Source organism: Bradyrhizobium sp. T-12 (assembly GCF_058314695.1).
In genome coordinates, this window is the sequence record NZ_CM177756.1 from 2,836,974 (window position 1) to 2,858,555 (window position 21,582).

Annotated in this window: 21 protein-coding genes; 7 read left to right on the top strand and 14 right to left on the bottom strand. The window is 64.8% G+C overall.

Annotated features, from left to right (window positions below):
- Nucleotides 1–52: 52 nt before the first annotated feature.
- From AC0WRY_RS13220 to sctI, 4 genes are all read right to left on the bottom strand, one after another.
- Nucleotides 53–733 carry a FliH/SctL family protein gene (locus AC0WRY_RS13220; protein WP_194407398.1) on the bottom strand — a complete coding sequence of 227 codons (681 nt, stop codon included), beginning with the start codon at nt 731–733 and terminating at the stop codon, nt 53–55.
- Nucleotides 712–1,401 carry a hypothetical protein gene (locus AC0WRY_RS13225; RefSeq protein ID WP_491123220.1) on the bottom strand — a complete coding sequence of 230 codons (690 nt, stop codon included), beginning with the start codon at nt 1,399–1,401 and terminating at the stop codon, nt 712–714. The genes AC0WRY_RS13220 and AC0WRY_RS13225 overlap by 22 nt, the downstream gene beginning before the upstream one ends.
- A gap of 107 nt (nt 1,402–1,508) precedes the next feature.
- Nucleotides 1,509–2,324: a type III secretion system inner membrane ring lipoprotein SctJ gene (gene sctJ, locus AC0WRY_RS13230; protein ID WP_194407400.1), complete on the bottom strand. Its 816-nt coding sequence runs from the start codon at nt 2,322–2,324 to the stop codon at nt 1,509–1,511.
- Between the two features lie 49 nt (nt 2,325–2,373).
- Entirely contained in the window at nt 2,374–2,862 is a 489-nt protein-coding gene (gene sctI / locus AC0WRY_RS13235; RefSeq protein WP_194407401.1) for a type III secretion system inner rod subunit SctI, read from the bottom strand.
- Nucleotides 2,863–3,197: 335 nt separating this feature from the next.
- Between sctI and AC0WRY_RS13240 the strand changes: the two genes are divergently transcribed.
- From AC0WRY_RS13240 to AC0WRY_RS13250, 3 genes are all read left to right on the top strand, one after another.
- On the top strand, nt 3,198–4,436 hold the full coding sequence (locus AC0WRY_RS13240) for a hypothetical protein (protein WP_194407402.1): 1,239 nt from the start codon (nt 3,198–3,200) through the stop codon (nt 4,434–4,436).
- A 6-nt stretch (nt 4,437–4,442) separates the two neighbouring features.
- On the top strand, nt 4,443–4,823 hold the full coding sequence (locus tag AC0WRY_RS13245) for a type III secretion system chaperone family protein (RefSeq protein ID WP_194407403.1): 381 nt from the start codon (nt 4,443–4,445) through the stop codon (nt 4,821–4,823).
- Nucleotides 4,824–5,273: 450 nt separating this feature from the next.
- Nucleotides 5,274–7,607, top strand: coding sequence for a secretin GspD/PilQ domain-containing protein (locus AC0WRY_RS13250; RefSeq protein ID WP_194407404.1), 2,334 nt, complete (start codon nt 5,274–5,276; stop codon nt 7,605–7,607).
- A gap of 44 nt (nt 7,608–7,651) precedes the next feature.
- Here the strand turns inward: AC0WRY_RS13250 and AC0WRY_RS13255 are convergent, their stop codons facing one another.
- From AC0WRY_RS13255 to AC0WRY_RS13295, 9 genes are all read right to left on the bottom strand, one after another.
- Entirely contained in the window at nt 7,652–7,909 is a 258-nt protein-coding gene (locus AC0WRY_RS13255; RefSeq protein ID WP_194407405.1) for a hypothetical protein, read from the bottom strand.
- An 18-nt stretch (nt 7,910–7,927) separates the two neighbouring features.
- The gene (locus AC0WRY_RS13260) at nt 7,928–8,692 is read right to left on the bottom strand and encodes a hypothetical protein (RefSeq protein ID WP_194407406.1); all 765 of its coding nucleotides are present in this window, start codon (nt 8,690–8,692) and stop codon (nt 7,928–7,930) included.
- Nucleotides 8,689–9,204, bottom strand: coding sequence for a hypothetical protein (locus AC0WRY_RS13265; protein ID WP_194407407.1), 516 nt, complete (start codon nt 9,202–9,204; stop codon nt 8,689–8,691). The genes AC0WRY_RS13260 and AC0WRY_RS13265 overlap by 4 nt, the downstream gene beginning before the upstream one ends.
- Nucleotides 9,201–10,358 carry a MotA/TolQ/ExbB proton channel family protein gene (locus AC0WRY_RS13270; protein WP_194407408.1) on the bottom strand — a complete coding sequence of 386 codons (1,158 nt, stop codon included), beginning with the start codon at nt 10,356–10,358 and terminating at the stop codon, nt 9,201–9,203. The genes AC0WRY_RS13265 and AC0WRY_RS13270 overlap by 4 nt, the downstream gene beginning before the upstream one ends.
- The gene (gene sctV / locus AC0WRY_RS13275; RefSeq protein ID WP_491123221.1) at nt 10,355–12,481 is read right to left on the bottom strand and encodes a type III secretion system export apparatus subunit SctV; all 2,127 of its coding nucleotides are present in this window, start codon (nt 12,479–12,481) and stop codon (nt 10,355–10,357) included. The genes AC0WRY_RS13270 and sctV overlap by 4 nt, the downstream gene beginning before the upstream one ends.
- A 68-nt stretch (nt 12,482–12,549) precedes the next feature.
- Nucleotides 12,550–14,001, bottom strand: coding sequence for a hypothetical protein (locus tag AC0WRY_RS13280; protein WP_491123222.1), 1,452 nt, complete (start codon nt 13,999–14,001; stop codon nt 12,550–12,552).
- Between the two features lie 68 nt (nt 14,002–14,069).
- A complete protein-coding gene (locus tag AC0WRY_RS13285) occupies nt 14,070–15,080 on the bottom strand; it encodes a hypothetical protein (RefSeq protein ID WP_491123223.1) in 1,011 nt (336 codons plus the stop codon).
- Entirely contained in the window at nt 15,077–15,682 is a 606-nt protein-coding gene (locus tag AC0WRY_RS13290) for a hypothetical protein (RefSeq protein ID WP_491123224.1), read from the bottom strand. Before AC0WRY_RS13290 ends, AC0WRY_RS13285 begins: the two co-directional genes overlap by 4 nt.
- A 5-nt stretch (nt 15,683–15,687) precedes the next feature.
- A complete protein-coding gene (locus AC0WRY_RS13295) occupies nt 15,688–16,161 on the bottom strand; it encodes a pathogenicity island protein (RefSeq protein WP_194407413.1) in 474 nt (157 codons plus the stop codon).
- 355 nt (nt 16,162–16,516) lie between these two features.
- On the opposite strand from AC0WRY_RS13295, the gene AC0WRY_RS13300 reads away from it, so the two are divergent.
- The 3 genes from AC0WRY_RS13300 (at nt 16,517) to AC0WRY_RS13310 (ending at nt 18,755) form a co-directional block, all read left to right on the top strand.
- Nucleotides 16,517–16,903, top strand: coding sequence for a tetratricopeptide repeat protein (locus tag AC0WRY_RS13300; protein ID WP_491123225.1), 387 nt, complete (start codon nt 16,517–16,519; stop codon nt 16,901–16,903).
- 127 nt (nt 16,904–17,030) lie between these two features.
- Nucleotides 17,031–17,786 (top strand): hypothetical protein, encoded by a 756-nt coding sequence (locus tag AC0WRY_RS13305; protein ID WP_491123226.1) that lies wholly within the window; start codon nt 17,031–17,033, stop codon nt 17,784–17,786.
- A gap of 186 nt (nt 17,787–17,972) precedes the next feature.
- Nucleotides 17,973–18,755 carry a hypothetical protein gene (locus AC0WRY_RS13310; RefSeq protein WP_491123227.1) on the top strand — a complete coding sequence of 261 codons (783 nt, stop codon included), beginning with the start codon at nt 17,973–17,975 and terminating at the stop codon, nt 18,753–18,755.
- Nucleotides 18,756–19,130: 375 nt separating this feature from the next.
- Here AC0WRY_RS13310 and AC0WRY_RS13315 read toward each other — a convergent pair whose 3' ends face one another.
- Entirely contained in the window at nt 19,131–20,027 is an 897-nt protein-coding gene (locus AC0WRY_RS13315) for a LysR substrate-binding domain-containing protein (protein WP_194407417.1), read from the bottom strand.
- A gap of 202 nt (nt 20,028–20,229) precedes the next feature.
- On the opposite strand from AC0WRY_RS13315, the gene dctA reads away from it, so the two are divergent.
- On the top strand, nt 20,230–21,564 hold the full coding sequence (gene dctA, locus AC0WRY_RS13320; protein WP_491123228.1) for a C4-dicarboxylate transporter DctA: 1,335 nt from the start codon (nt 20,230–20,232) through the stop codon (nt 21,562–21,564).
- The last annotated feature ends 18 nt before the right edge of the window (nt 21,565–21,582 follow it).

Genomic DNA, 21,582 nt, shown 5'->3' on the forward strand with positions numbered 1-21,582 from the left:
CGGATCGAGGCTGCGTCGAAGGCTGCGGTGTCGTTCGAGCCTGCATATTTGTTCACGGCTGGATCTCGTTCGAAGCGTCGCTGTGGTTGCTGAGGGCGTCGAGCACATCGGCGGCGGCCTTCGCATGCGCGCTGCGGATGACCGCTTCGAGCTCGGCGAACCGCTCCGCGATGTTGCCGTCGACGCGGCCGACACCGGTCTCGAGGATGATGCGCGATCCCTGCAGCGTCGCATCCTCGACGAGGTCGACGAGCTGGACTTCCGGGAATTCGTGCAGGATGGCCGCGATGCGTCCGCGAAAATGCGCGTGCAGGGTGGGCGAAACCCGAAGCTCGGCGCTCTTCTCGCGGCGCATCTGCCGCAGCGCGGCCTTGACCAGCGCCTCGGCCCTCGCCACATCGTCGAACCCGTCGACGAGCTTGCGGACGCACTCGACGACCAGGCGGGAAAGATCGCGCTCGATCGCGACCAGTCCCACATCGAGCGTGCGGCTCTCCTCGATGAGCTGACCGACCGATCGAATGCGCGCCTCGACGAGACCGTCCTCGTAGCCGCGCCGCGTCTCGCTCTGATACGACAGCTCGGCGCGATGGCGCAGTTCCGCCGCCGCAGCTTCCGCATCCGCGATCAGCCGATTGGCTTCCTCGATGGCTGCGAATTCCGATCGCGGCAGGACATGGGCACCGGCCGCGAGCGTGTAGTCGAATTCCTTCAATCGATAATAGCCGACCACGATTGCTGTCTCCGGCGCACGATCTTCACGATCTGATCGCAATGGATTGTCTCGAATCGTCCAACGGCGCTGGCGCGCGCGGCATAATCGGTTGCCGGCGGCAGGCGGAGCGCAAACGGCCCGGCGAGCGAGGGCTCGGTGGCGTCGAGAAACCTGCCGAGCGCGGACATCCCGAGCTGCTCGATCTGTCCGATATCACTGTGCTCCTCGGCCGGCCGTACCGGCTCATCGCGGGGCGTCAGGTCGAGCTCGCACAGTGCAGGATAGAGCACCGGGACTTCCTGGATGGCGAATTCGAAGACGCCGTCGCCGAGTGCATCGCGGATCCGCTTGCGATCGACCTTCATGACCGTGCCACGGATTTTCCGGGACAGGATAGCGGCTGCCAGCAGCCTTGCCACGTGCGTCACCTCGACCATCGGAGCCGTCAGGATAGCGACCGGGAGGCGAGAGGATGGCGCCCGGCGCAGGCGGCTGAGCATCGGCTCGTCGATTGAAACCGCATCGAAACCGATCCGGCCGGCGACGACGCGGTTGATCGGCGCCCGAAACGCCCGATGATCGGCCATGGCGCCGATCATGTCGGGATCAAAAGGATGGAGCGCGCGGTGGAACGGATCGATGTAGTCGATCGGACGGCGCAGCAGCGATGCGAGGCGCACGGCCAATTCCAGCATTCTGCCGTCGGCGCGCGGATCCGCTGTCGGGGGAATGTCGGTGAGCGGAGGCCGCGCCGGGTCGGGGAGCTCCGCGGCTCGCGCTGCCAGGACCGATGTCACGACGGCTCCACCATGGCCATTGCCGTTGCTGGTGATCGGGCGCTCCGTTCGTGCCGGCGGCTGCGCCACCACGACAGCAGGGAGATCACGCTATGGGCGAGCAGAACGACGAGCAGGGCAGCAGCTCCCGAGGCGACCTGCCAGAAACGGGCCTGGCTGCCTTCGAGGACGCTCAGACCGGGAAGAACCTCGATGGTCCGGGGCCGATCGGCCGGTCCTGCCGTGCTCAGCTTGGTCGGCGCCGCGTCCATCAGCACGACGGTGACAGCCGAGTAGTCCAGGCCCTCGACGGCGCTCGAAACCAATCGGCGGATTTGCGGCTGGAAGAAATCGAGGTCGACGCCGGGCTGGTGCTTGATGAAGACCGCCGCGGAGGAGGGCTTGACCGGTTGACCGAGGGTCGGAGAATCCGGAAGCACGATATGGACCCGCGCCGAGACGACGCCGTCGATCTGGCTCAACGTCTGCGACACCTCGGCGCCGAGCGCATTGATGTAGCGGACCCGCTCCTCGAACGGTGTCGACATTATGCCGGTCTTCTCGAACGCCTTTGCGAGCGACACGTAGCTGCTCTTCGGATAGCCGGCGTCCTTGAGCAGCGCTATTGCGCGCAACATGTCGCGCTGGTCGACCGAGATGGCGAAGCCGTCCTTGCTTCCCTTGGAGGCCTTGTCCACCGCGATGCCGTTGGCCGTGAGGACGGCGAGCATCTGGTTGGCGTCGGCTTCGGAAAGATTGGAATAGACTTCCTGCTGGCACCCCGCGAGCACGAGCGTAGCTAGAACGATCAAAGCCCTGATACGCAGGCCCATGCGGGCGGCTCCGCTTGCTGTGAGTCCTGGAAGCGACTGTCGTTGGCCGTCATTGCCCCTTGAGCAGGGACTCGAGCGCCTGTGTCGACTTTCCGGTCAGCTTCGAGGTGACGTCGACGAGCACGGAGAACTTTGCGACTTCCATCTGCATGGAGAGCAGCGTGTTGGTGTCGGCCGCCCGCACTGAGGAGAGATTGTTGATGCGGGCCTCCTGCTTGTCGAACACGCCGCGCAGATTCTGCAGGCCATGCAGGATCGTGTCGCCTTGAGGCGCCGTCTTCGGCGGATTGAGGTTCAGTGCGCGGCGCGCGCGCTCCTGCGCGTCCGCGGTGGTGCTGCTATTGGCAGCGACCTTTACCTCGGGGGGACGCGTCGCGGTCGTGCTGTCGAGGGACGATGAGGTGGTGGCGGACCTGTCCGTCGCGGTTCTTTCCATCGCGGCGGAAAACCGCTGGCCAGCTGCTTCGCTTGCTTCGAGCCGTCCGACCTTTGGGGTGCCCGCCTGTCGCGCAAAATCCGTCAAGCCAATGCTAGCCACGAGCCACTCTCCCGAAATAAAAAATCAAAGTACGGGCGATCCAGTGAAAGCCCCTTGTGGGTACGGGCTTATCACCAAAAATTCCGCCCAACATCCGTCGATCGAATGACGCGTCGTTGAATCGTCGATCAGCTTTTCGCGATGACGCGTGTGCTGCACAGTTCCATTCGAGAGATGCATGCCCTGTAACCTGCGGCACACGTCGCTGGCGATCGGGTTGATACCGTCGATAGGAAAACGGTTCGCCGAAGGAGAGGACGTTGGCAGTATCGGTCGAGACGGTTCGGCAGTCGATCGCCGCCGAGAACGCCAACTCGCCGGTTGGAACCGGGCTGATGGCCGAGCGGCAGGGCAGCTATCGCAGTGAAGCCGTACGGCCGACGCTCGAGAACGCGGTGATCACCAAGGCCGCGGCGCAGGGTGCTGGGGTGATGACGGCGGTGCGCACCAACGTCCAGGACCTGGCGCGCCGAGTCCAGCAGGACCCGCCGGTGACGACGGCGTCTCTCTATGAGACGCTGGCCGAATTGCCCGAGATCGACAAGACGGCGTTGCCGCGCATGTTCGAATTTATCGACGGCCTTGCGGAATTGGCCGGCGGCGATACCGCGCACGAGCACCTAGCCGAGGACAGCGAGCCGGTTGAAGGCGCTGATGCGCTTGCGGAGCAGGAGGCGGCGCAGGTCGACAGTGAGCGCGTCCGCACCATCGGTGACCGCGAAGGCAGCCGCGGTGGCGGCGACGGCGAGGGGCAGGCGCGGGACGAAGAGGATCTGGAGAGCAAGCTCACGCAGGCGCTCGGCAAGTTCGGCAGCACCACCGACAAGGCCACGGCCGTGGCGTTGGCGCGCGGCTATTTCGAGTCCAGGGGCGCGAACCCGCTCTTCCTCAACATGCTGAGCCTGCTGTCGGCCAAGCTGGACGGTATCGTCCCGCAGGCCACATTGGCGCAGGTGATTGCGGCGCAGGAAGCCCTGCTTGCAGCGGAATCGCTTGAAACGAGCCCCGCCGCAGTCCGCAGGCGGTACCGCAAGAGACTTCGCGAGAGGAAAAATCTCGGCGAATTGTTCGAGGAGCTCGTCGAGATCGGGTTGGAGAGCAGCCTGTCGGCGCTGCTCACCGAGATCGGGAGCGATCTCGCCGGCGTGACCAGGCAGAGCGATCGAGCTTTTCTGCGCTCGCTGACCTCCGAACTGAAGAAGCTCTGGCAGCTGAGGAGCGCGTGGGAAGACACGCGCGAGATGTTGCGCCTGACCGAGCCGCATCTGCCGCGCGTCGAATGGCGTCCCGAGCCGGTCAAGCTGACGTTGGTGCTGCTGTTGTTCTGTGCGAAGCCCGTGGTCGGTCCGTCCGACTCGCGTGCTCTGCTTGGTCCAGTCGCCAACGCGGCGCTCGCAAGCCAGGTGGTGTTTGCCAACGGCCTGATGGATCTGCACAGCAGATTGCCCGATGGAATCTGGTCCAATGCCAAGGAACGGATGCTGCAGCATCTGTCACTTGGCGCATTGTGCCAACGGCTCACCGAGGAAGAGGAGCGCCTTTATGAAGAGGCCAGCGGCGCGTCGGCGGCATAAAGCGAGATGGCCCAGCTTTCCGTGATGGCGCGGCGGGTCATCGAGACCTTTGCCGGGAATGCCGGAATTGTCGCCCAGGCGGCTCCGGATTTCAGCTACGGATTCGAGTTCGCCGAGCGGGGAACGCTGTCGATCGTGGCGGCGGAGGACGGCCAGCGGATCATCGTCTGCCTATCGCGCAGGCCGCGCCGCGCGGGTTCATCCGTGCTGAAGGATCTGCTCGACATTGCCGGCTACGATCCCTTCAGCGGAGCCATGGTCCATGCGGGATTGGCGCTGGATGGCGCACTCGCGCTCGCGATCGACATGGACGAGCCGCGCTTCGATCTGCAATCGCTCGACGAGGCGCTGTCGCGGCTCGACGAACTCCATCGCTCGATCTCGTGATGGGATAGGTCATCCACGATGACGCGCGATGATGGCTTTGCTGTAACAACGCTCGAAAATCTCGCTTGGCGCCGCTCCAGATTAGCCCGGCATTGCCCCCGCCGGACTGAAACGGCTGCACTTTTGGAGCTGTCCATTGGGGCAATGACTGAGAAAACGTTTTGCATCGTTCGAACGTAGGACGCCTGAATTCCATTGGTCTGGCAAGGAGGAGTTCGGGGGACACCATTCGTGTTTGCGCCCGCGACGATATTGGTCCGCGGGACCTGGAGATTTGAGCTTGAAGTGTGTTTCTCGCGAGAGTTGTTCGACGCCGTCACCGGTTCACCGAGCCGTCGCTATCGGCGAGACCCCCAGGCGCCAAGCCGGACCTGTCCGCAGCCTGAACGATCGCGTGACGCTTCCGAACGCCTCGCCGCCCAGGCCGGACGAAAGAAGGACCGCCCTCTGATGATACGTGCAGGGCGCTCTGCCGTTGCGACAGTCGCGGCGCTGATCCCGGCCGCATTTCTGGTGTCGGGCTGTGCGTTCCTGAACGCCGATAGCTGTGCGGATCGCGCCAACCTTCCGCCGGACCAGCTCGAATTCAGGGGCTGCAACGGCGGTGTGCTGTCGGCCGAGACGACGCGGGAAACTGTCTATCGCGGCGATGACAGCTCGCGGCTTTGGACGGGGCCCGAAGTGCGGCGCGGCGCCAATGTTGACCCAAGCAGGGTCAACCAGCCGCCGGCGTCGCGCTCGCCGATCTCGGCCTGGTCTGGCTCTCTGAAGATAGAGGTTCCCTCGGAAGAGGAGGTGACCAGCAAGGATGCTGCGGAGATCCGGTCGGCGGGAGGCAACAAGTTCGATCCCGACGAGAAGGTCACGGTGAAGTTCGAGAAGGCGTCGCTCGCCTTCTTCCTGAAGCAGATGCTGGGCGGTGCGCTCGGCGTCAACTATGTCGCGCCGGACGATATGACGGGGTCGGTGACGTTCCGCACCGAGCAGCCGATCTCCAAGAACCAGGTGCTGCAAGTCGTGCGCGACGTGCTCGGCCGCAACGGCCTCGAGATGCGTTACATGAACGGCGTGTACCAGATCGCGACCTCGGAGGCGATGACCGGGCTGCAGCAGACCGTGGCGCCCGGACGAGCCACCGATCAGACGACCCGCGTGCTGCGGCTGCGCAAGGGCAGCGCCAATGAGGTCATCGCCTTCGTGCGGCAGCTGGTGCCAGAGGAGATCACGATGGTCCCCGCAAGCGGCGGTGCCTCGATCGTGGTGAAGGCACCGGCGACCGAGCTCGACAAGATCGCGGAGCTCGTGAGCATCTCCGACAGCAGCCTCGGCGACGATCGCGTCGCCATCGTTCCCCTGAGCCAGAGCTCGCCGGAGAAGATAGCTCAGCAGCTCGGGGAATTCTATCGTGCGCAGGCGCAGGCCGCGACCATCGTTCCGCTCGACAACCAGCAGGCGCTGTTGATCGGCGCCAAGGACAGGAGGGCGCTGCAGGGCCTGAAGGAGCTGATCCGGCGTCTCGATCGCGACACCGGCGGTGATCTGGCGATGCGCATCATTCCCTTGATCCATCTCGGTGCCGACGAGATCGTGCCGCAACTGACGGCGATCTACGCCGCGAGCGGCGGCGTTGCGGCTGCGGCCGCCGCGCCAGCGGCGGCGCCCGTGGCCGCGAGCGCGCAACCGGGCCAGGCCGCGGCGTCCGCTCCGTCGGCGGCCCCGGTGCCTCCGGTCCAGGTGCCCCGCGGCGTCGCGCCCGAAGAAGGCGGGTTCAGCAGCCCCGGTTTTGCGCTCGGGGGCGGCGCATCGCCGCCGGCAGGCGGTGCGGCGCCTTCGGGCAATGGCAGCACCGCTGCCGCCATCGCGTCCAGCCTCATCGGCCAGGCGCCGGTCGCCGTCGCGGTGGCTGGAGCGCCGCCCGTGAAGTTCGTCGCCGACACGCGCAGCAACGCCGTGATGGTCTATTCGTCCTATTCCTTCTTCAAGCTGATCAGGGATCGGTTGAAGGTGCTCGACGTGCCGCAGGCGCAGGTGGTGATCGAGGCGACGGTCGCGGAAGTGACGTTGAACGATACCCTGGCTCGTGGCGTCGAGGCGTTTCTCAGCGGAAAGGGATTGGAGGTCGGCTCGACGCCGCACGGCGCGGTCACCGCGAACCAGGGCGGAGGGTATGTTCGTGCGAAATTCGGGGTACAGGGTGCGACGGTCGATGTGGTCCTGCGGGCCTTGCAATTGGTGACCAATGTGAAGGTCATCTCGACGCCATACCTGACCGTCGTCGACGGCAAGACCGCGCGCCTCGTCATCGGCGACCAGATTCCGTTCTCGTCCTCGACGGCGACCGCACAGCTCAACACCGGCACCACCGTGACCCAGCAGATCACGGTCAAGGACACCGGAATCGTTCTGGAAGTCACGCCAAAGATCCGGGCCGACAGTTCGGCGTTGTTGACGATCGACCAGCAGGTCAGTGACGCGGTGCCGAACGACACGACAGGCGGATTGACGCCGACGATCAAGACCCGGCAGGTGAAGTCGGACATCATGGTGCAGTCGGGCGCCACAGTCATGCTGGCAGGGCTGATGCAGGAAAGCGTCGATCGAACCGAGACTGGCATTCCGGTGGTTCGCAAGGTTCCGGTGCTCGGTGAGCTATTCAAGCAATCGGAGGAACGCGCGGTCCGCCGCGAGCTGATCGTCCTGATCACGCCGCGGGTGATCCGGGCCTCGAACCAGATCGAGAACATCACGCGCCAACTGCGCGGAGCGATGCGCATCCGCGAATGATCCCACGGACTGCGGAACGACCGATGGAACGATCGGCCGTTACGTCAGAATCGGAACGAATAAATGCTCTCCTCGCGCAAATGCGCGAGGGTGCTGAACAGCAGGGAGCGCTCCTCGACCCGCGCTTCGTGGGATCGCCTCGCGTGATTGTCGAGATAGCTCTCGAATTTGTGCGCGGCTTCGACCTGTTTCTTCGTCTCCAGCGGCGAGCCGAGCGGCAGCGGGTCTCGGCCGCCCGCCTCGGTCTGAAAGCGCGGCAGGGGAGCGGCGGTGCGCTGAATGGGATCGCTGTCGAAGGGCATGGCTGTCTCCGTGTCTCGCTACGTCGTGGCGGCCGACAATGCCCGGCGTCGGCAGAATTCCACCCAGATGATGAAGATCAGCCCGCCCAGGATGACGATCGCGTTGAGGGCCGCCCGTGACCAGCGCGCGATTCGATCGCCGGTGCTGCTCGGCTGCATCTGGTCGCCTGCGGCCTTGAACGCCCGTGCGGCTGCCTCGTCGCCGCCCGACTGGAGCAGCCGGGCAAGTCCATGGCGGAACCGCGCGCGATCGGAGGGCCTCGAGACCAATCCCATGAAATCGTCAGACCAGCCGTGGTCGCTTGTCACCGAGCTGCTCTTGAGCGCCTGCGGCACCGACATTTCGCGCCAGCTCGCGCCCGATGCCTCAAGGGCCGCGAGCACAGCCCGGTAGAAGCGTGGACTGAACACATAGAGCCCGATGGAAACCTTACGCGGCGCGATCAGACGAGCGAGGCGCGGCGTGACATCGTCGGCGAGGCCGAGACGTGCGGTCCGGCCCTGCGATGTCACGACGATCCCCTGGTTGAGCAGGTCGATGCGGATCGAGTCCGAGTCCTGACGGCGTTCGTACAGAAGGTCGAAGAGATCCTCGCTGCCAAGCGGTGTGCGGTCGACACTGACGAGATCGTTCTCCACGTCGATGGGCGAAAGGGCCGTCGCGGGGGAACCCGGTGATCCCGGCCGGGCGCCGAGCAGCAGGATGAGAACGAGCAGCAACAATGCGAACAAATTCGCGGCAATGTCGGTCAGGGCGGATAGGCCGGCCGGCGCGGATTTCATCGAACTTGCTCGCTTGGAAGAGGCGGCCGCCGCGCGCAGTGTAGCGCGATGGTTCGTTCGCAACCGGAATCCAGCCGCACCTGGCGTATGCGCCGAATTCCATGCCGGCTCGCGATCACCTCGAGCTGAAACGCTGCTTCGCTGCCGCCCGGCGCGATGAACAACACCAGCGGTTCGCTGGTGCGCTGCATCCCCTGCAATGTCGCGGCCAGGGTCTGGTCGAGGAACATGCGGTCCAGCGGGATCAGAGTTGTCGGGGGAGCGTCGATCGCAAGACCGGCTGCGGTGGCCAGCCAGGGTGTCACGCGGCGCCCATCCAGTTGAAACTCGACCTCCGCCTCCGCCGTCGATGCGTCTCGCTGCGGCAGGCTGGGCAGGATGGCGAGGACCGCTAACACGATGATGGCTGCGACGCTGAGCAGGAGATCCGCCAGCGGGTCGCCCGCCAGCACTGGATCGAATTCCTCGTGATCGGGCATGACGGCCCCGAGGATCCCGGGCGGGTTGGTCATCGGGCCTCCCGTGTCTTGTCCACGATCAGCATGCACATCGCGGCCAGTTCGGTTTCCCGCTTCTCGAGCAGACCGAGGGCGAGCGAGCAGATGATGCTTGCGATCAAGCCGAGCAGCGTGGTCTCGAATTTGACCGCGAGCCCGGCGAGGCTCGCGGAAATGTCGATATTGTGGCCCGACGAAGCGTTCAGATCATGGGGGAGGTCCGATATCGCGCTTGCGAGGCCAATCACCGTACCGAGAAAGCCGAGCAGCGGCAGAAGCGGCAGCAGCGACCGCACGAACTGGCGTGACGCCCACTGGAAACGATCGAAAGACAGCGCCGTCAGGCGCGACGGACCTGCAACCTCCGCTCCCGCGCCATCGATCGCGGCATTCAGCAACCGGACCGCGCGGGTGTGAGCGGCCGGGGCGAGCTGCCGGGTGAGGATGGCGGAGAGATCGACGCGGCGACCATTGCCGCGCTCGGCCTCGATCGTGCGGCTGAAGCCGGCGATCACCCTTCTGTCGGCGATGTGCAAGGACGCGGCGTCGACGATCGAGGCCATCACGACAAGGAACAGGAAGACGATGGCGCTGTGCACGATGGTCCGTCCGAGCACGGCGGACACGACGACGGACTGCACCTGTCCGGAGCCGGGAGCGAAGAGGTGAGGTATCACCAGATAGAACAGGAGGATGAGGAAGCAGGCGAGGGCGACCGGCGCCGCGGCCGACTGCATCTCGACCGGTCCGGTCCGGTCGAGCGGCCGTAGCCAGAAGCGCGCGAAAGCGAGGTGGCTTTCGCTCGCCAATGCACGGCTTGCCATCAGCGTCACGAGAAGCTGAGGCCAGACGGGAAAGCGGGCGACGAGGGCGACGAGCGGTTCGCCGGCCGACACGGCCTCCACCAGGAACGGAAACAGCAGCGCGTGGATCGTTCCAGCCACGAGGCCGCCGCGCAGCCACCGGTGGTGGATCTTCCATGCGCCGAAGCCGGTCGTGACGAGCACCGCAGCAGCAACCACGGGCCAGTGCTCGAAGCCGCCCGAGCCAAGATAAAGCAGGTAGGAAACGATGAAGCCGATGCTGTAGATGCGCACCCGCCAATGTTCGACGCGAAGCCTTGTATCGACCTGGCCGGCCGGCCCTGCGGTGGCGGCGGTCGAGGTCACGCGGCGGAGAGCTGGTTGACGAGCTTGATTCTCTCCAGCGGCTGCACGTTCGAGCTCGGCTCGAGCTCCTGATAGGACAGCACGGCCAGATCGGGAAAGTCGCGCTCGATGACCTTGCGCATGAAACGGCGGATATCCATCGGCGCGAGCAGAACGGGCGACAGGCCGTGCTGGCCGGAACTGCGGATCACGTTCTTCATCGAGGCGATGAGCTGGCGATGGATGTCGGGCGCGAGCGCCAGATAGGAGGCGCCACTGGTCTGCCGGACGGCGCCGCGCACGGCGTCCTCGATCTCCTTCGACAGCAGGTAGGCGGGGATGATGTTCTGGCCGCCCGAGAACTTGTGGGTGATGTAGCGGGACATGGCGCCGCGCATGTGCTCGACGAGGATGATGGGATCCTTTTCGCGCTGCCCCCACTCGACCAGCCCTTCGAGGATGGTGCGCATGTCGCGGATCGAGATCTGCTCCATGACGAGCCGCTGCAGAACGTCGGTGATGGTGATGACCGGCAGGACGCGCGTGGCCTCGCGCACGAGCTCGGCGAAATTGTCCTCCATCTGGTTCATTAGGTACATGGTCTCCTGAATGCCGATGAACTCCGACGCGTGGCTCTTCAGCACGTGAGCCAGGTGATAGGTCAGCATGCTGGAGGGCGTCATGACCTGCATGCCGGCACGCTCGACCAGCGGCAGATGCTTCATCTGAACCCAGTAGCTGGGCGTGTTCGGCAGAAAGTCCTCGCCGCGTTCGAATGGAATCTCGAACATGTTGAGGTTTTCCTCCGTCTCGCGAACGATGAACCAGTTCGGCTGCAGCATGCCCGCGGCCACCGGAATCTCGTTCACCAGGATGCGGTATTGGCCCTCGCGCAGATTGTCGTTGAGGCGGAGGTGAACGCCGGGGAACGGCACGCCGAGATCGAAATAGAGCGCCCGGCGCACGCGCGCCACCTCGCGGTCGAGCTTGTTCGGACGGATCGAGTTGCGCACCGCGGAGGAGAGGTCGACGATCAGGGGAACGACGAGGGTGAATTTCACGTTCTCGATCGGCTCGTTGTCCTCGGCATCCTCCTTCGGAAAGGAGGGGACGTCGCCACCGGAGAGGGCCGCCGCGAGCGCCGGCATTTCCTGCGTGCGCTGGTCGGACAAATTGCGCTTGCGGGCGCGCGCGGTCAGAATGCCGGCGCCGGCGCAGGCCATCGACAAGGCGATGAAGACGATCGGCGGGAAGCCGGGCACGATGGCGAAAATACCGAGGATGCCGGCCGTGATCATCAGGGCCTTGGGCTCGTTCATGAGCTGGGAGGCGATGTCGGTGCCGAGATCCTTGTTCTCCTCGGAGGAGACGCGGGTGACGATGAAGCCGGCTGTGATCGAGATGAACAGCGCCGGAATCTGCGAGACCAGGCCGTCGCCGATGGTGAGGAGCGAGTAGCGCTCCAGCGCCTCGGCGGCCGTCATGCCGTGCTGCAGCGTCCCGATAGCGATGCCGCCGATGAGGTTGATGGCGATGATGATGAGGCCGGCTATGGCGTCGCCCTTGACGAATTTCATGGCGCCGTCCATGGCGCCGTAGAGCTGACTTTCCTTCTCGAGCTTATTGCGCCGGCGCTTCGCCTCGCCGAGCTCGATCTGGCCTCCGCGCATGTCAGAATCGATCGACATCTGCTTGCCGGGCATCGAATCGAGCGAGAACCGTGCGGACACCTCCGCAACCCGTTCGGATCCCTTGGTAATGACCATGAAATTGACGATGGTCAGGATCAGGAACACCACGAGGCCGACGACGAGATTGCCCGCGACGACGAACTGGCCGAACGTTTCGACGATGTGGCCGGCGTCGGCCTGGATCAGGATGAGGCGGGTCGTGGAGATTGCCAGCGCGAGACGAAACAGCGTGGTGAGTAGCAGGATCGAGGGAAACGAGGACAGTTCGACCACGTTCTGAAGATAGACCGAGGCCATCAGCAGGATCGCCGCGAGCGTCAGGTTGATGCCGATCAGGAGATCGATCACCTGCGTCGGCAGCGGCAGGATCATCATGAAGACGATGCAGACCAGCATGAATGCCAGCATCAGGTCGTTTCGCTTGGAGATCGTTCGCAGGAAACCGGTCAGCATGTTCAATTCCTCGTATCGTCTGGCGGCGGTCGCGGCGGCAGGCCCGCCTCTCGGCTCGCGCGGACGGGCTAGATTGGGATCCGCAGCCGTCCCGAGCCGTCCTGCAGGTTCGCGGGCGTGAGGCCGTGTCCTGACGGGCCGGTTGAGGCCGCCGGCGGATTGAGGAGATGGTTCAACGTCGCGACAAGCCGGTCGGCATGGTCGACCAACTGGTTGAGGAGCGCGCCCTGGTCGGTCGCATCGCGCCGCTGAAACCGGACCGCGATCTCGCGGTTAGCCACGGCCCGTTCGGCAGACGCGACGGCATCGGCATTCGCGGTGCGTTCGTGTTGCAGGACGGCGGTCGCGGCGTCGCGCGCGTCGACCTGAGGAGCAGGGGCTTCCGATCTGTCAGGACCCAGCGCGATGCCGCGGTCAGGCCCGCGGTCGTCCCGCGTAGGATCGTCCTTGCGCGCATCTGCGGTAGAGTCCGTTGGGGGGCGTGCAGCCTGCGCGGCGATGATCGCCGCGGCGTCAGTCCGTCCGATATCGTCGGGCCGTGCTGACGGATCGTCGGCCGCTGCCGATGGCCCGGCCAGCTCGTTCGCGCGCGCGGAATCGAGGCCGAGCGTCTGCTGCGATTGCCGGCCGGCTTGCGCGATCGCGTCGTCCCTCGCGCTGCGAGCTGCCGTTTCCAAGGCGGCCGCCCGATTGTCGGCAGCGGTCTCAGCCGTAACTCGCGGCGTTGCCGCCGTGTCGGCGTTCTGCCGCGTCGAGACCTCGGTCTGCTGCGTCGAGATCTCCTTTTCGTCGGCCGTCCTGTCCTGCTGCAGCCGCTGCTCCTTGATGGCCTGGGCCTCGTTCAGGAACTGCTGTACATCGGCGTAGATGCTCTCGATCAGGCTGATCGAGCTGTCGTTGTCGGTGCCAACGGCGCGCTGCTGGCTGGCGAGGTTGCGGCTGATTGCGGCTGCGATCGACGCGAAGCCGTTGAGGAAGCCCGATTGCAGGCCGGCGATCCTGGCAGCGTTTGCGTCCGATTGAGCCTGGAGATTGCCGATCGTCTGCGTCAGCGTGGCGATCGAGGCCTGGATCGCCGCGATGGCATCCATGTCGGCCTTGACGAGATCGGGATCGGGAGGGTCGAGTTGTTGGTCGTGCTGCAGCCTGTCCTGGGCAGTGGCAAGATCGGACGCGGCACTGCTCTTCTGCTGCTGCAGGCCGGCGATCTCGGCCGCATTGGCGGCATTCTGCTCGACCAGCCGTTGTCGCTGGATGGCATTGGCACCGAACGCACCGATCACGCCGGCGAAGCCGGTCAGGAGCGCGCGAATCCGGTTCGCCGCGGCCTTGTCGCTGTCGCTCCGCAGGATCGAGAGCACGAGCTGCAGGCTGGCGTCGTCGCTCGAAGGCCCGATGGGCGGCAGGCCGGTGGCGAACGCCCCCGATGTTCCGTCCGGGCGTGGGCCCCCGGCCGGCTCGTTCGGCAGTTCGAGCCAGAGGGAGGACGCATAGGGGGAGACGCCTGAGACGGAGGACATTGCATTTTCCCTCGCTTGATGGATGGCGCGAGCCTAGTCGGGCCGCACGGCGGCTGTTGTGCAGAAAATCACTCGATGTAGAGCCGATGCCGTGCGCCGGTCCGGCCATGCGCGTTCGCGGCCGCCCGATCCTGCGCAAGCGCCGTTTCGTCCCCGGCCAGCAGGGCGAGCTCACTGGCGATCGCGTCGACGACCGTCTCAACTGCTGTCAGCATGGCCGCCAGACACAAGAGCAACCGCTTGCCGGCGGGCGGCCGCGACTTCCGGAGCTTCTCGACCAATTCGCCCTGAGCGCCCATGTTCGCCAGATAAGCGAGAAGCTCCTCCTCGCTGATCTTCGGGGCGCCGGCCACGAACTGCGTCTGGTAGGGCCATCCCGGAATCATGGCGGCGTTCAACGCGAACGAAGCGATGATGCCTCGCATCTCGTTCACGGAAGAGCCCGCCGCAATGAAATTGCCGGGACTGAGCGCCTTGTCCGCGGCCCGCGATGGCTGGTCAGGTGCAGCGGTCGAGTCCGCGGTTGGTTGTGAGGTAGAAAGCGTCGTCGCGGTATCGGTCGCTTCGCCGTGCCGTGGCTGCGCGTTCGATCCGGATGTCGCGCCGTCCCACAGCTCCGTCCGGAAACCGCTCGCGACGACCTGCTGATGCAAGGGCATCGCGAGACGGGCGGCTGAAGGCGGCGTGGCGAGCAACTGAGCGGCATCTTCCCCGGCGAAGCCCTGCTGCTCCGCGGCGATCTCCGGCTGCGCGGCCAGGGCCTGGCGGATTGCGGCCGTCAGCATGAGTGAGTGCGCCTCGGGTGTACCGGGGTTGCCGCTTCCGGTGAGACTCATCAACACCGCGCGGACGATCTCGGCCTCGAGCCGGTCGGAAAATGCCGTAGGCGACCGCAGGCCGGCAAAGCCGGGCGAGTTCGCCTGCGAGGACGTGGCGCCGGTGCCGTAGCTGCCGGCCGCGGGCATCTCCGACGACGTCGCATCATCCGAGTCCGGCGCGAGCGCCTTGGCGATCTCCACCGCCGTGCTGGTTCGCAAGAGGCCATCGAGCGTGTGAAGCAGGCCTTCGATCGGCGTCATGGCCCGGCTTCTCCCGCGTGGTGCGCGTCCGATTGTTCGGACAGGTGCAGTTCGATGGCGATGCGGTAGCGGTCGGCTTCCGCTTTCAGGGCAGGCGGTGTCTGCGTCGTCGTCTTCTGGTCGAAGGCGGCAAGTTCGGCCGCGGCCTTGGTCCAGTCGCGGCGGCGGGCGCACAGTTCGAGCAGGTGCAAATGCGGGACGTCCCAGTGTGGCCGCAGCGCCGCCGCACGCTCGAACGCGGTCACCGCCTCCGGCCAGAGTGAACGCGCCCTCAGGCAGACTCCGAGGCCGACCCAGTGATCGGCGCAGCCGGCTTCGATGATGCAGAGCGCCCGGAACAGCCGTTCGGCCCTCGCGTGTTCGCCGATCGTCCCCCAGCGATGTGCCCGGGCGTACAGGAGTTCAATGGGCTCGCGCTTGATTCCGAGCGCTTGGCCAAGCATGACGCCGTCTTTCAGTCGCGCGATAATCTTGCGGCCCGGCAGGCCTCGTGCGCCCGCGGCCGCGACGAAGAGCTGCTCCAGCAGTTGAAATTCGGTCGCCGCCGGGTAGGCATCGGCCGGTTCCGGAATGTCGCGATGGACTGCGGGCTCGGCCGACATGGCGGTTACTTCTTGAGCAAGGCAATCCGGTCCAGCAGCTTCCTGGCTTCTTCGCGAATGGCAGGGGCATCACCTTGCCGTCCTCTGGCCAGCCTCGTCGACTCCGTCAGGTCTTCGATCGCTTCGGCGAGCTGGCCCATGGCAAGGCAGGCGCGTCCGGAAAAGAAGTAGCCGCGGGGATCCGACGGAGCGAGCGTAACGATCGCCGACGCGGCATGGAGGGCAAGGCTGTGTTCGCCGAGCAGCAAGGCGCAATTGGCAAGTCCGGCCTGAAGCTCTGGATCGCTGGGATCGCATACGACGAGGGCAGCATAGGTACGGAAGGCCTCGATTGGCGCGCCCTTCTGAAGCTGATTGCGCGCGACGTCGAGGCCGAGGCGAAGATCAACCGGCTCCAGTCCGAGCGCCTTGCGAACCGCTCCCTGGGCGATGAGGCGCTCCGCTTCACCGAGCTCGGCGCGTTCGTCCGCATCGTGCATGGGAGGTCTTCGTGGAATCGCAACGGACATCTTGGCGCTCGCGTTGTTTCAAGGCGTGGGTGCCGCAGGGCGGCTCCGGTTATAGCGGGGCACGATCGGGCAATAATCCTCCGATCGTCGGAGGCGCGGCGCCGGCGGGTTGGTCAATGACGACAAAGCATGTGCCGTAAACGAACTCCCTCTGTCATCCCCTCGGGTACGAAAACGAAGTGAGCGTCGTAATAGATCATGAAAGCGGCGAGCCGTGTGCCGCATGTGACAAGTGCTGTGCAGTTGTCCGCTTGCAGCTTGATCGCTGCGTTATATCCTCGGCGGTTGATGCCTCGAAGAGCAACCGCTTCTGGATTGGACCCGCATGATCGAGCTCACGGCCGACGACGTACGGACACTCGCCGAATTGGGCTTCATGGCGCTGTCGCGCGGACAGGGGGCCAAGGCCGCGACGATCTTTGCCGGCGTCCAGGCTGCGCGACCGGCGGAAGAGGCGGGCTTTATCGGCGCCGCCCTGGTGGACTTGGCTGCGGGCAATTACGCCGGCGCAGTCAGGACAATGCGGGCGTTGCCGCCGACCGATACGCAGCAGGCCTTCCTGGCCATGGCGCTCTATCGCAGCGGAGATCGCGCCGCGGCGCGCGAGATTCTGCTCGAAGTCATGCAGACCGCCGGCGACAGGCCGGACGCCGCGCTGGCGCGTGAGTTGCTCGTCGAGCTGGACGGCGTGGCCGAGCCGATGCTCCGATGACCGTCCGGCGAAGCGCAGGAATGCCGAGTCTCCTGCTTTCGCATGACGCGGCGGCCGGCGGCGGTGTGCATGATGGCGACACCGCTCGATGGAGGCGGATATCTGACGCGCTATCATGGAGAATGAGATGAGCGGCTCGACGATAGATCCGGCGGCGACGCGGACGATACATCAACCGTCTGCGCCGCGAACCGCACAAGCCGAATCCACACCTGCCCGGAAGAGTGCAGGTATTTCCGGTGTGCAGACGCCTCCGCCCGCGGTCAAGCCGCAGCCGGCCGCGCCGCCGATGCCGGCAGGAGCGTCCAAGGCCGAGACGGCGGTCGCTGAATTTCTCGATCATCACTATGGTCTGAACAAGGAATTCGCCGAGATCGACAAGCACAGTGCCCCGAAACCGGGCAAGAGCGATCCCTTCGCACCGCTCAAGGCGGAGAAGAAGAAGGAGGCGCAGGAAAAGGACGCTGCGCTCAAGGTCAAGGCGCTGGCGTTGGCAAAAGAGCAGGTCGCGCTTGCAAAGCAAGAATATCACAGGATTTACCAGGATCCCGGCGCTACCCATAAGCAGCGGTTGGATGCGGGTGATCGCCTCGCGCACGCAGAAGAGCTGGCCAAGACGCTGACGCCGGCGGGCATCGCGGTGGATGCGGATAAGCGGCTCACGAAGGCGTTCGAGGCGGCCAAGCAGGCCGAGCAAGACCATATCAACTGGCTGAAGTCGGACCACGATCCGAAAACGCCGAGAACGAATGCCGCAACCAATCGCATCCGCCAGAAAGCGGTCGACGACGCAAACGACGTCATTCGATACGCGACACAGTATCGTGATCAGCAAAAGGCAGTTGCTGCCGCGGCGGCGGCAGGTGGAGCCAGCAAACCTTGAGCCGCCGTCGGGCGACGTTGCCGCCTCGTCGCCTCGCGTCCTGAAGGCCGCTCGCAGCGGCGCGACTCATCGATGAGCTGCGATGACAGTCACATCAGGCACAGGCAGGTGCGCATCGGCGTGTTAGCTCAGTTGCCACCCGGCAATCGCGTGCCTGCGACGCCGGTGAAACAGTGAAGGGTCAAAATGGGAATCGTTGCGGATATCGCCGACAGGCTGAACAGCCAGATCGTGTCGGCGCAGGACCAGAGCAAGGACGCCAAGCCGGAAGCGCAGAAGCCTCCGGTGTCGTCCGGGCTGCTGGCGAGCGGAATTGGTGCGGCGGCAACGAAAAGCGAGCGGGCGGCGGCCATCGCTGTCGAGAACTTCGTGTCTTACGATCGCACCCCCGGCAGGGATTGGCAGATCAATTCCCAATACCAGCAACATGCCGTTGACGTCGCCGAGGCAAATTACGAAACGCAGCTGTTTGCAAAGAAGGTCGGCGAAGCCTTGGGCGACCGTACCGACCAGACGGTCCACATCGACTATGCCAAATACCTGCTCGAGCAGGCGAAGGACCCGAAGGTGCGGTTGGCTGTATCGGCCGAACGACAGGCTCAGCCGATACAGGAGGCCGAACAGAAATTCACAGTTGCAAAGAACAAGAACGTGAAAGAGGCCTTCACGAAGACGCCGGCGGGTCTCCTGGACCGCGAGGCTACGAAAGCGGAGCGGGACTTGGCAACCGGGTCGCTGTTGGCAGCGAAGAACGAGTTCAATCTGCGTGCCGAGCAGAACAAGGATCTGTGGAAGCATGCGTTGGAGGTTGCCAAGCTCGACTCGCAGCGCCGTCCATACGCCGGTGAGGTGAAGGATGATCTTGCGGCGTGTCAAGACGGCTTCAAGGCGGCATCGCAGAAGGTCGAGGAGGTCGTCAAGGCAACTGCGAACCTACCTTACGGCGATGATGAGCAACTCCGGCCGTGACCGACCGGTCGTGACCGATCCCGTCAAGCCAGCGCTGGGGGCGCGCTCGTGAGACCCGAATGATCTGTGTGCCCCGGCTGGTGCTGGGCCAACCCTCTCCTGCAAGCGGGAGAGGGGCACCTCCGCTGGGCCAATCAAATCCGATCTGATCACGCTCTCATCGTCCGCGCACGCTGCCGGCGTCATGCTTGTCGCTGCAAGACGGCATGTCCGCAGGTAGGCGAATGATCACGCCGCAACTGCGTTTGACCTTCATGAAATCCTGGAAAGGTCGAGTGGTTTTTCGCCGAGTTGAATCTGAATCCTCCCTTGCGCGCTCTGGGTCTGATGATGAACGATGCGCGAGAGGCCCGGCCAAGATCGGCGTTGTGGGTTCTACCCCAGCCCCTTCCGAGGATTCAGGTATCGAAGCGCGAGCTTGATGAAGTTGTGCACCACCATCGACGTCTCGTCCGCCCTGAAGACCAGGAACACGTCGGCCGTGGGCGGCGAGGGTCTGACCGGACGGAATGCGATGTCGGCGGTGGTGAAGCGGGCAATCGACTGCGGCACGAGCGCCACACCGAAACCCGCGGCGATCAGGCTCGGGATCGACTGGGCGTCGACGACCTGCTGGGACACCTTTGGCAGGAAGCCGGCATCGACGCAGCACGTCTGCACGTATCGCGCGAAATCGGAGCTATTGGGATCGAGGATGACGTGATCCTCGGACGCCAGTTCACCGAGGGCGATGCGTTTGCGGCGCGCCAGCTGATGGGTGCGGGGCATTGCGATGACGACCTCTTCCCGCCATGCAAGCTTGCTGGTCAGGTCGCGCTCGGTGGGAATTCCACGGATGAGACAGATGTTGGTCGTGCGGCTGAGGAGCGCCGCGATCTGCAGGGCCGGGGCCTGCTCATGCACGGTCATCCTCACCTGCGGAGCGACCTTCCGGTACGCGGCGAGCAGCTCTGCGAGACGGCCGCGCAGGATCGAGCCGGTCGCTCCGACATCCAGCGTTCCGATCAGGCCGGCGCCGATTGACCGTGCCTCGTCCTCCGCGGCCTTGACCTGTTGCAGGATGGCGCGGCCCCGCACCAGCATGGCTTCTCCCGCCTGCGTCAACTCCACCTTGCGGCTGGTCCTGTAGAGCAGCCGGGTCCCGAGCTCTGCCTCGAGAGCCTGGATATGTTGGCTGAGCGGCGGCTGCGACAGGTTCAGGCGCCGGGCGGCGAGGGTGAAGCTGCGCTCTTCGGCGACGGCGATGAAGTACCGAAGCTGGCGGAGATCCATAGTGAAAGCCTATCAATCCTGTCGCTCTATATATTGGACTTAATGTCGCACCTGGTCAACGAATGACCGATGGAGCCTTCCACGCGTGCCGTCGCGGCGAAACGCTCCCTCCGCGGCGACCTCGCGTCGCTGCCAATGACAAGAATGGCGAAGGCTTCGGCCGACCAAGCCAGATCGACGTGCAGCGAGCGAGGAAATCTTCATGCCCAAGATCTTCAAGTCACTCTTCTTCCAGGTCGTCGTCGCGCTCGCCGCCGGCATTGCGCTCGGCGTCGCCTATCCGGACACCGCGGTGCAGCTGAAGCCTCTGGGTGACGGCTTCATCAAGCTGATCAAGATGCTGGTGCCGGTGATCGTGTTCTGCGTCGTCGTGCAGGGTATTTCGGCGGCCGGTGATCTTTCCAAGGTTGGAAGGGTCGGCATTCGTTCGCTCGTCTATTTCGAGGTCGTCACCACGGTCGCCTTGGTGTTCGGCATTGCGCTCGCCTATTATTTCCAGCCGGGCGCCGGCATGAACATCGATCCGAAGGCGTTGGACGCCAAGGCGCTCAGCGGGTTCAGCCAGACCGCCGCCCAGGTCGCCGGCGGAGGTGTCTCCGAATTCCTGATGAAGCTCATTCCTTCGACGCTTGTGGGCGCTTTCAGCTCCGGCGACGTTCTGCAGGTCCTGATCGTCTCGATCATGTTCGGTTGCGCCGTGTCGCTGTGCGGCGAGCGCGCGAAACCCGTGGTCGAGTTCGTCGAGCGGGTGAACGAGATCATCTTCAAGATGATGAACTTCGTGGTCCGGCTCGCGCCGATCGGCGTCTTTGGTGCAATCGCATTCACCGTGGGGAAATACGGCATCGGTTCGCTCAAGCAGCTCGGGGGCCTCGTTGCCCTGTTCTACCTGGCGGTGGTTCTGTTCGTGGTCGTCGTTCTCGGAGCGATCATGCGGCTCTCCGGGTTCAGCCTGTTCAAGTTGCTGGCCTATCTGCGCGAAGAGCTGTTGATCGTGCTCGGGACGGCCGCGGGCGACAGCGTGCTGCCGCAGACCATGCGCAAGCTCGAGCTGCTCGGGATCAAGCGATCGACCGTTGGTCTCGTGATCCCGACCGGCTACTCGTTCAATCTGGATGCGTTCTCGATCTACCTGACCCTGGCGGCAATCTTCATTGCACAGGCGACGAATACGCCGCTTGCCACGGGCGATCTCCTGGCCATCCTCGGCGTAGCCTTGCTCACCTCCAAAGGCGCTCATGGTGTGCCGGGTTCGGCCATCGTCGTCCTCGCTGCGACGCTCGCCGCCATTCCGGCCATCCCGGCGATTGGACTGGTGCTGATCCTGTCGGTGGATTGGTTCATCGGCATCGCGCGCGCGCTCGGCAACTATGTCGGAAACTGCGTCGCGACCGTCGTCGTCGCCTCGTGGGAGGGCGACCTCGATCACGCCAAGGCGCGTCGCATTCTGAACGGCGAGATTGATCCTTCGGTTGACAATCTGCGGGTCGATCCGGCTAATGCCGATGCTCCCGTCGCGGGCCTGCAGCCCCTTTGAGCACGGTAGCGCTTGAGG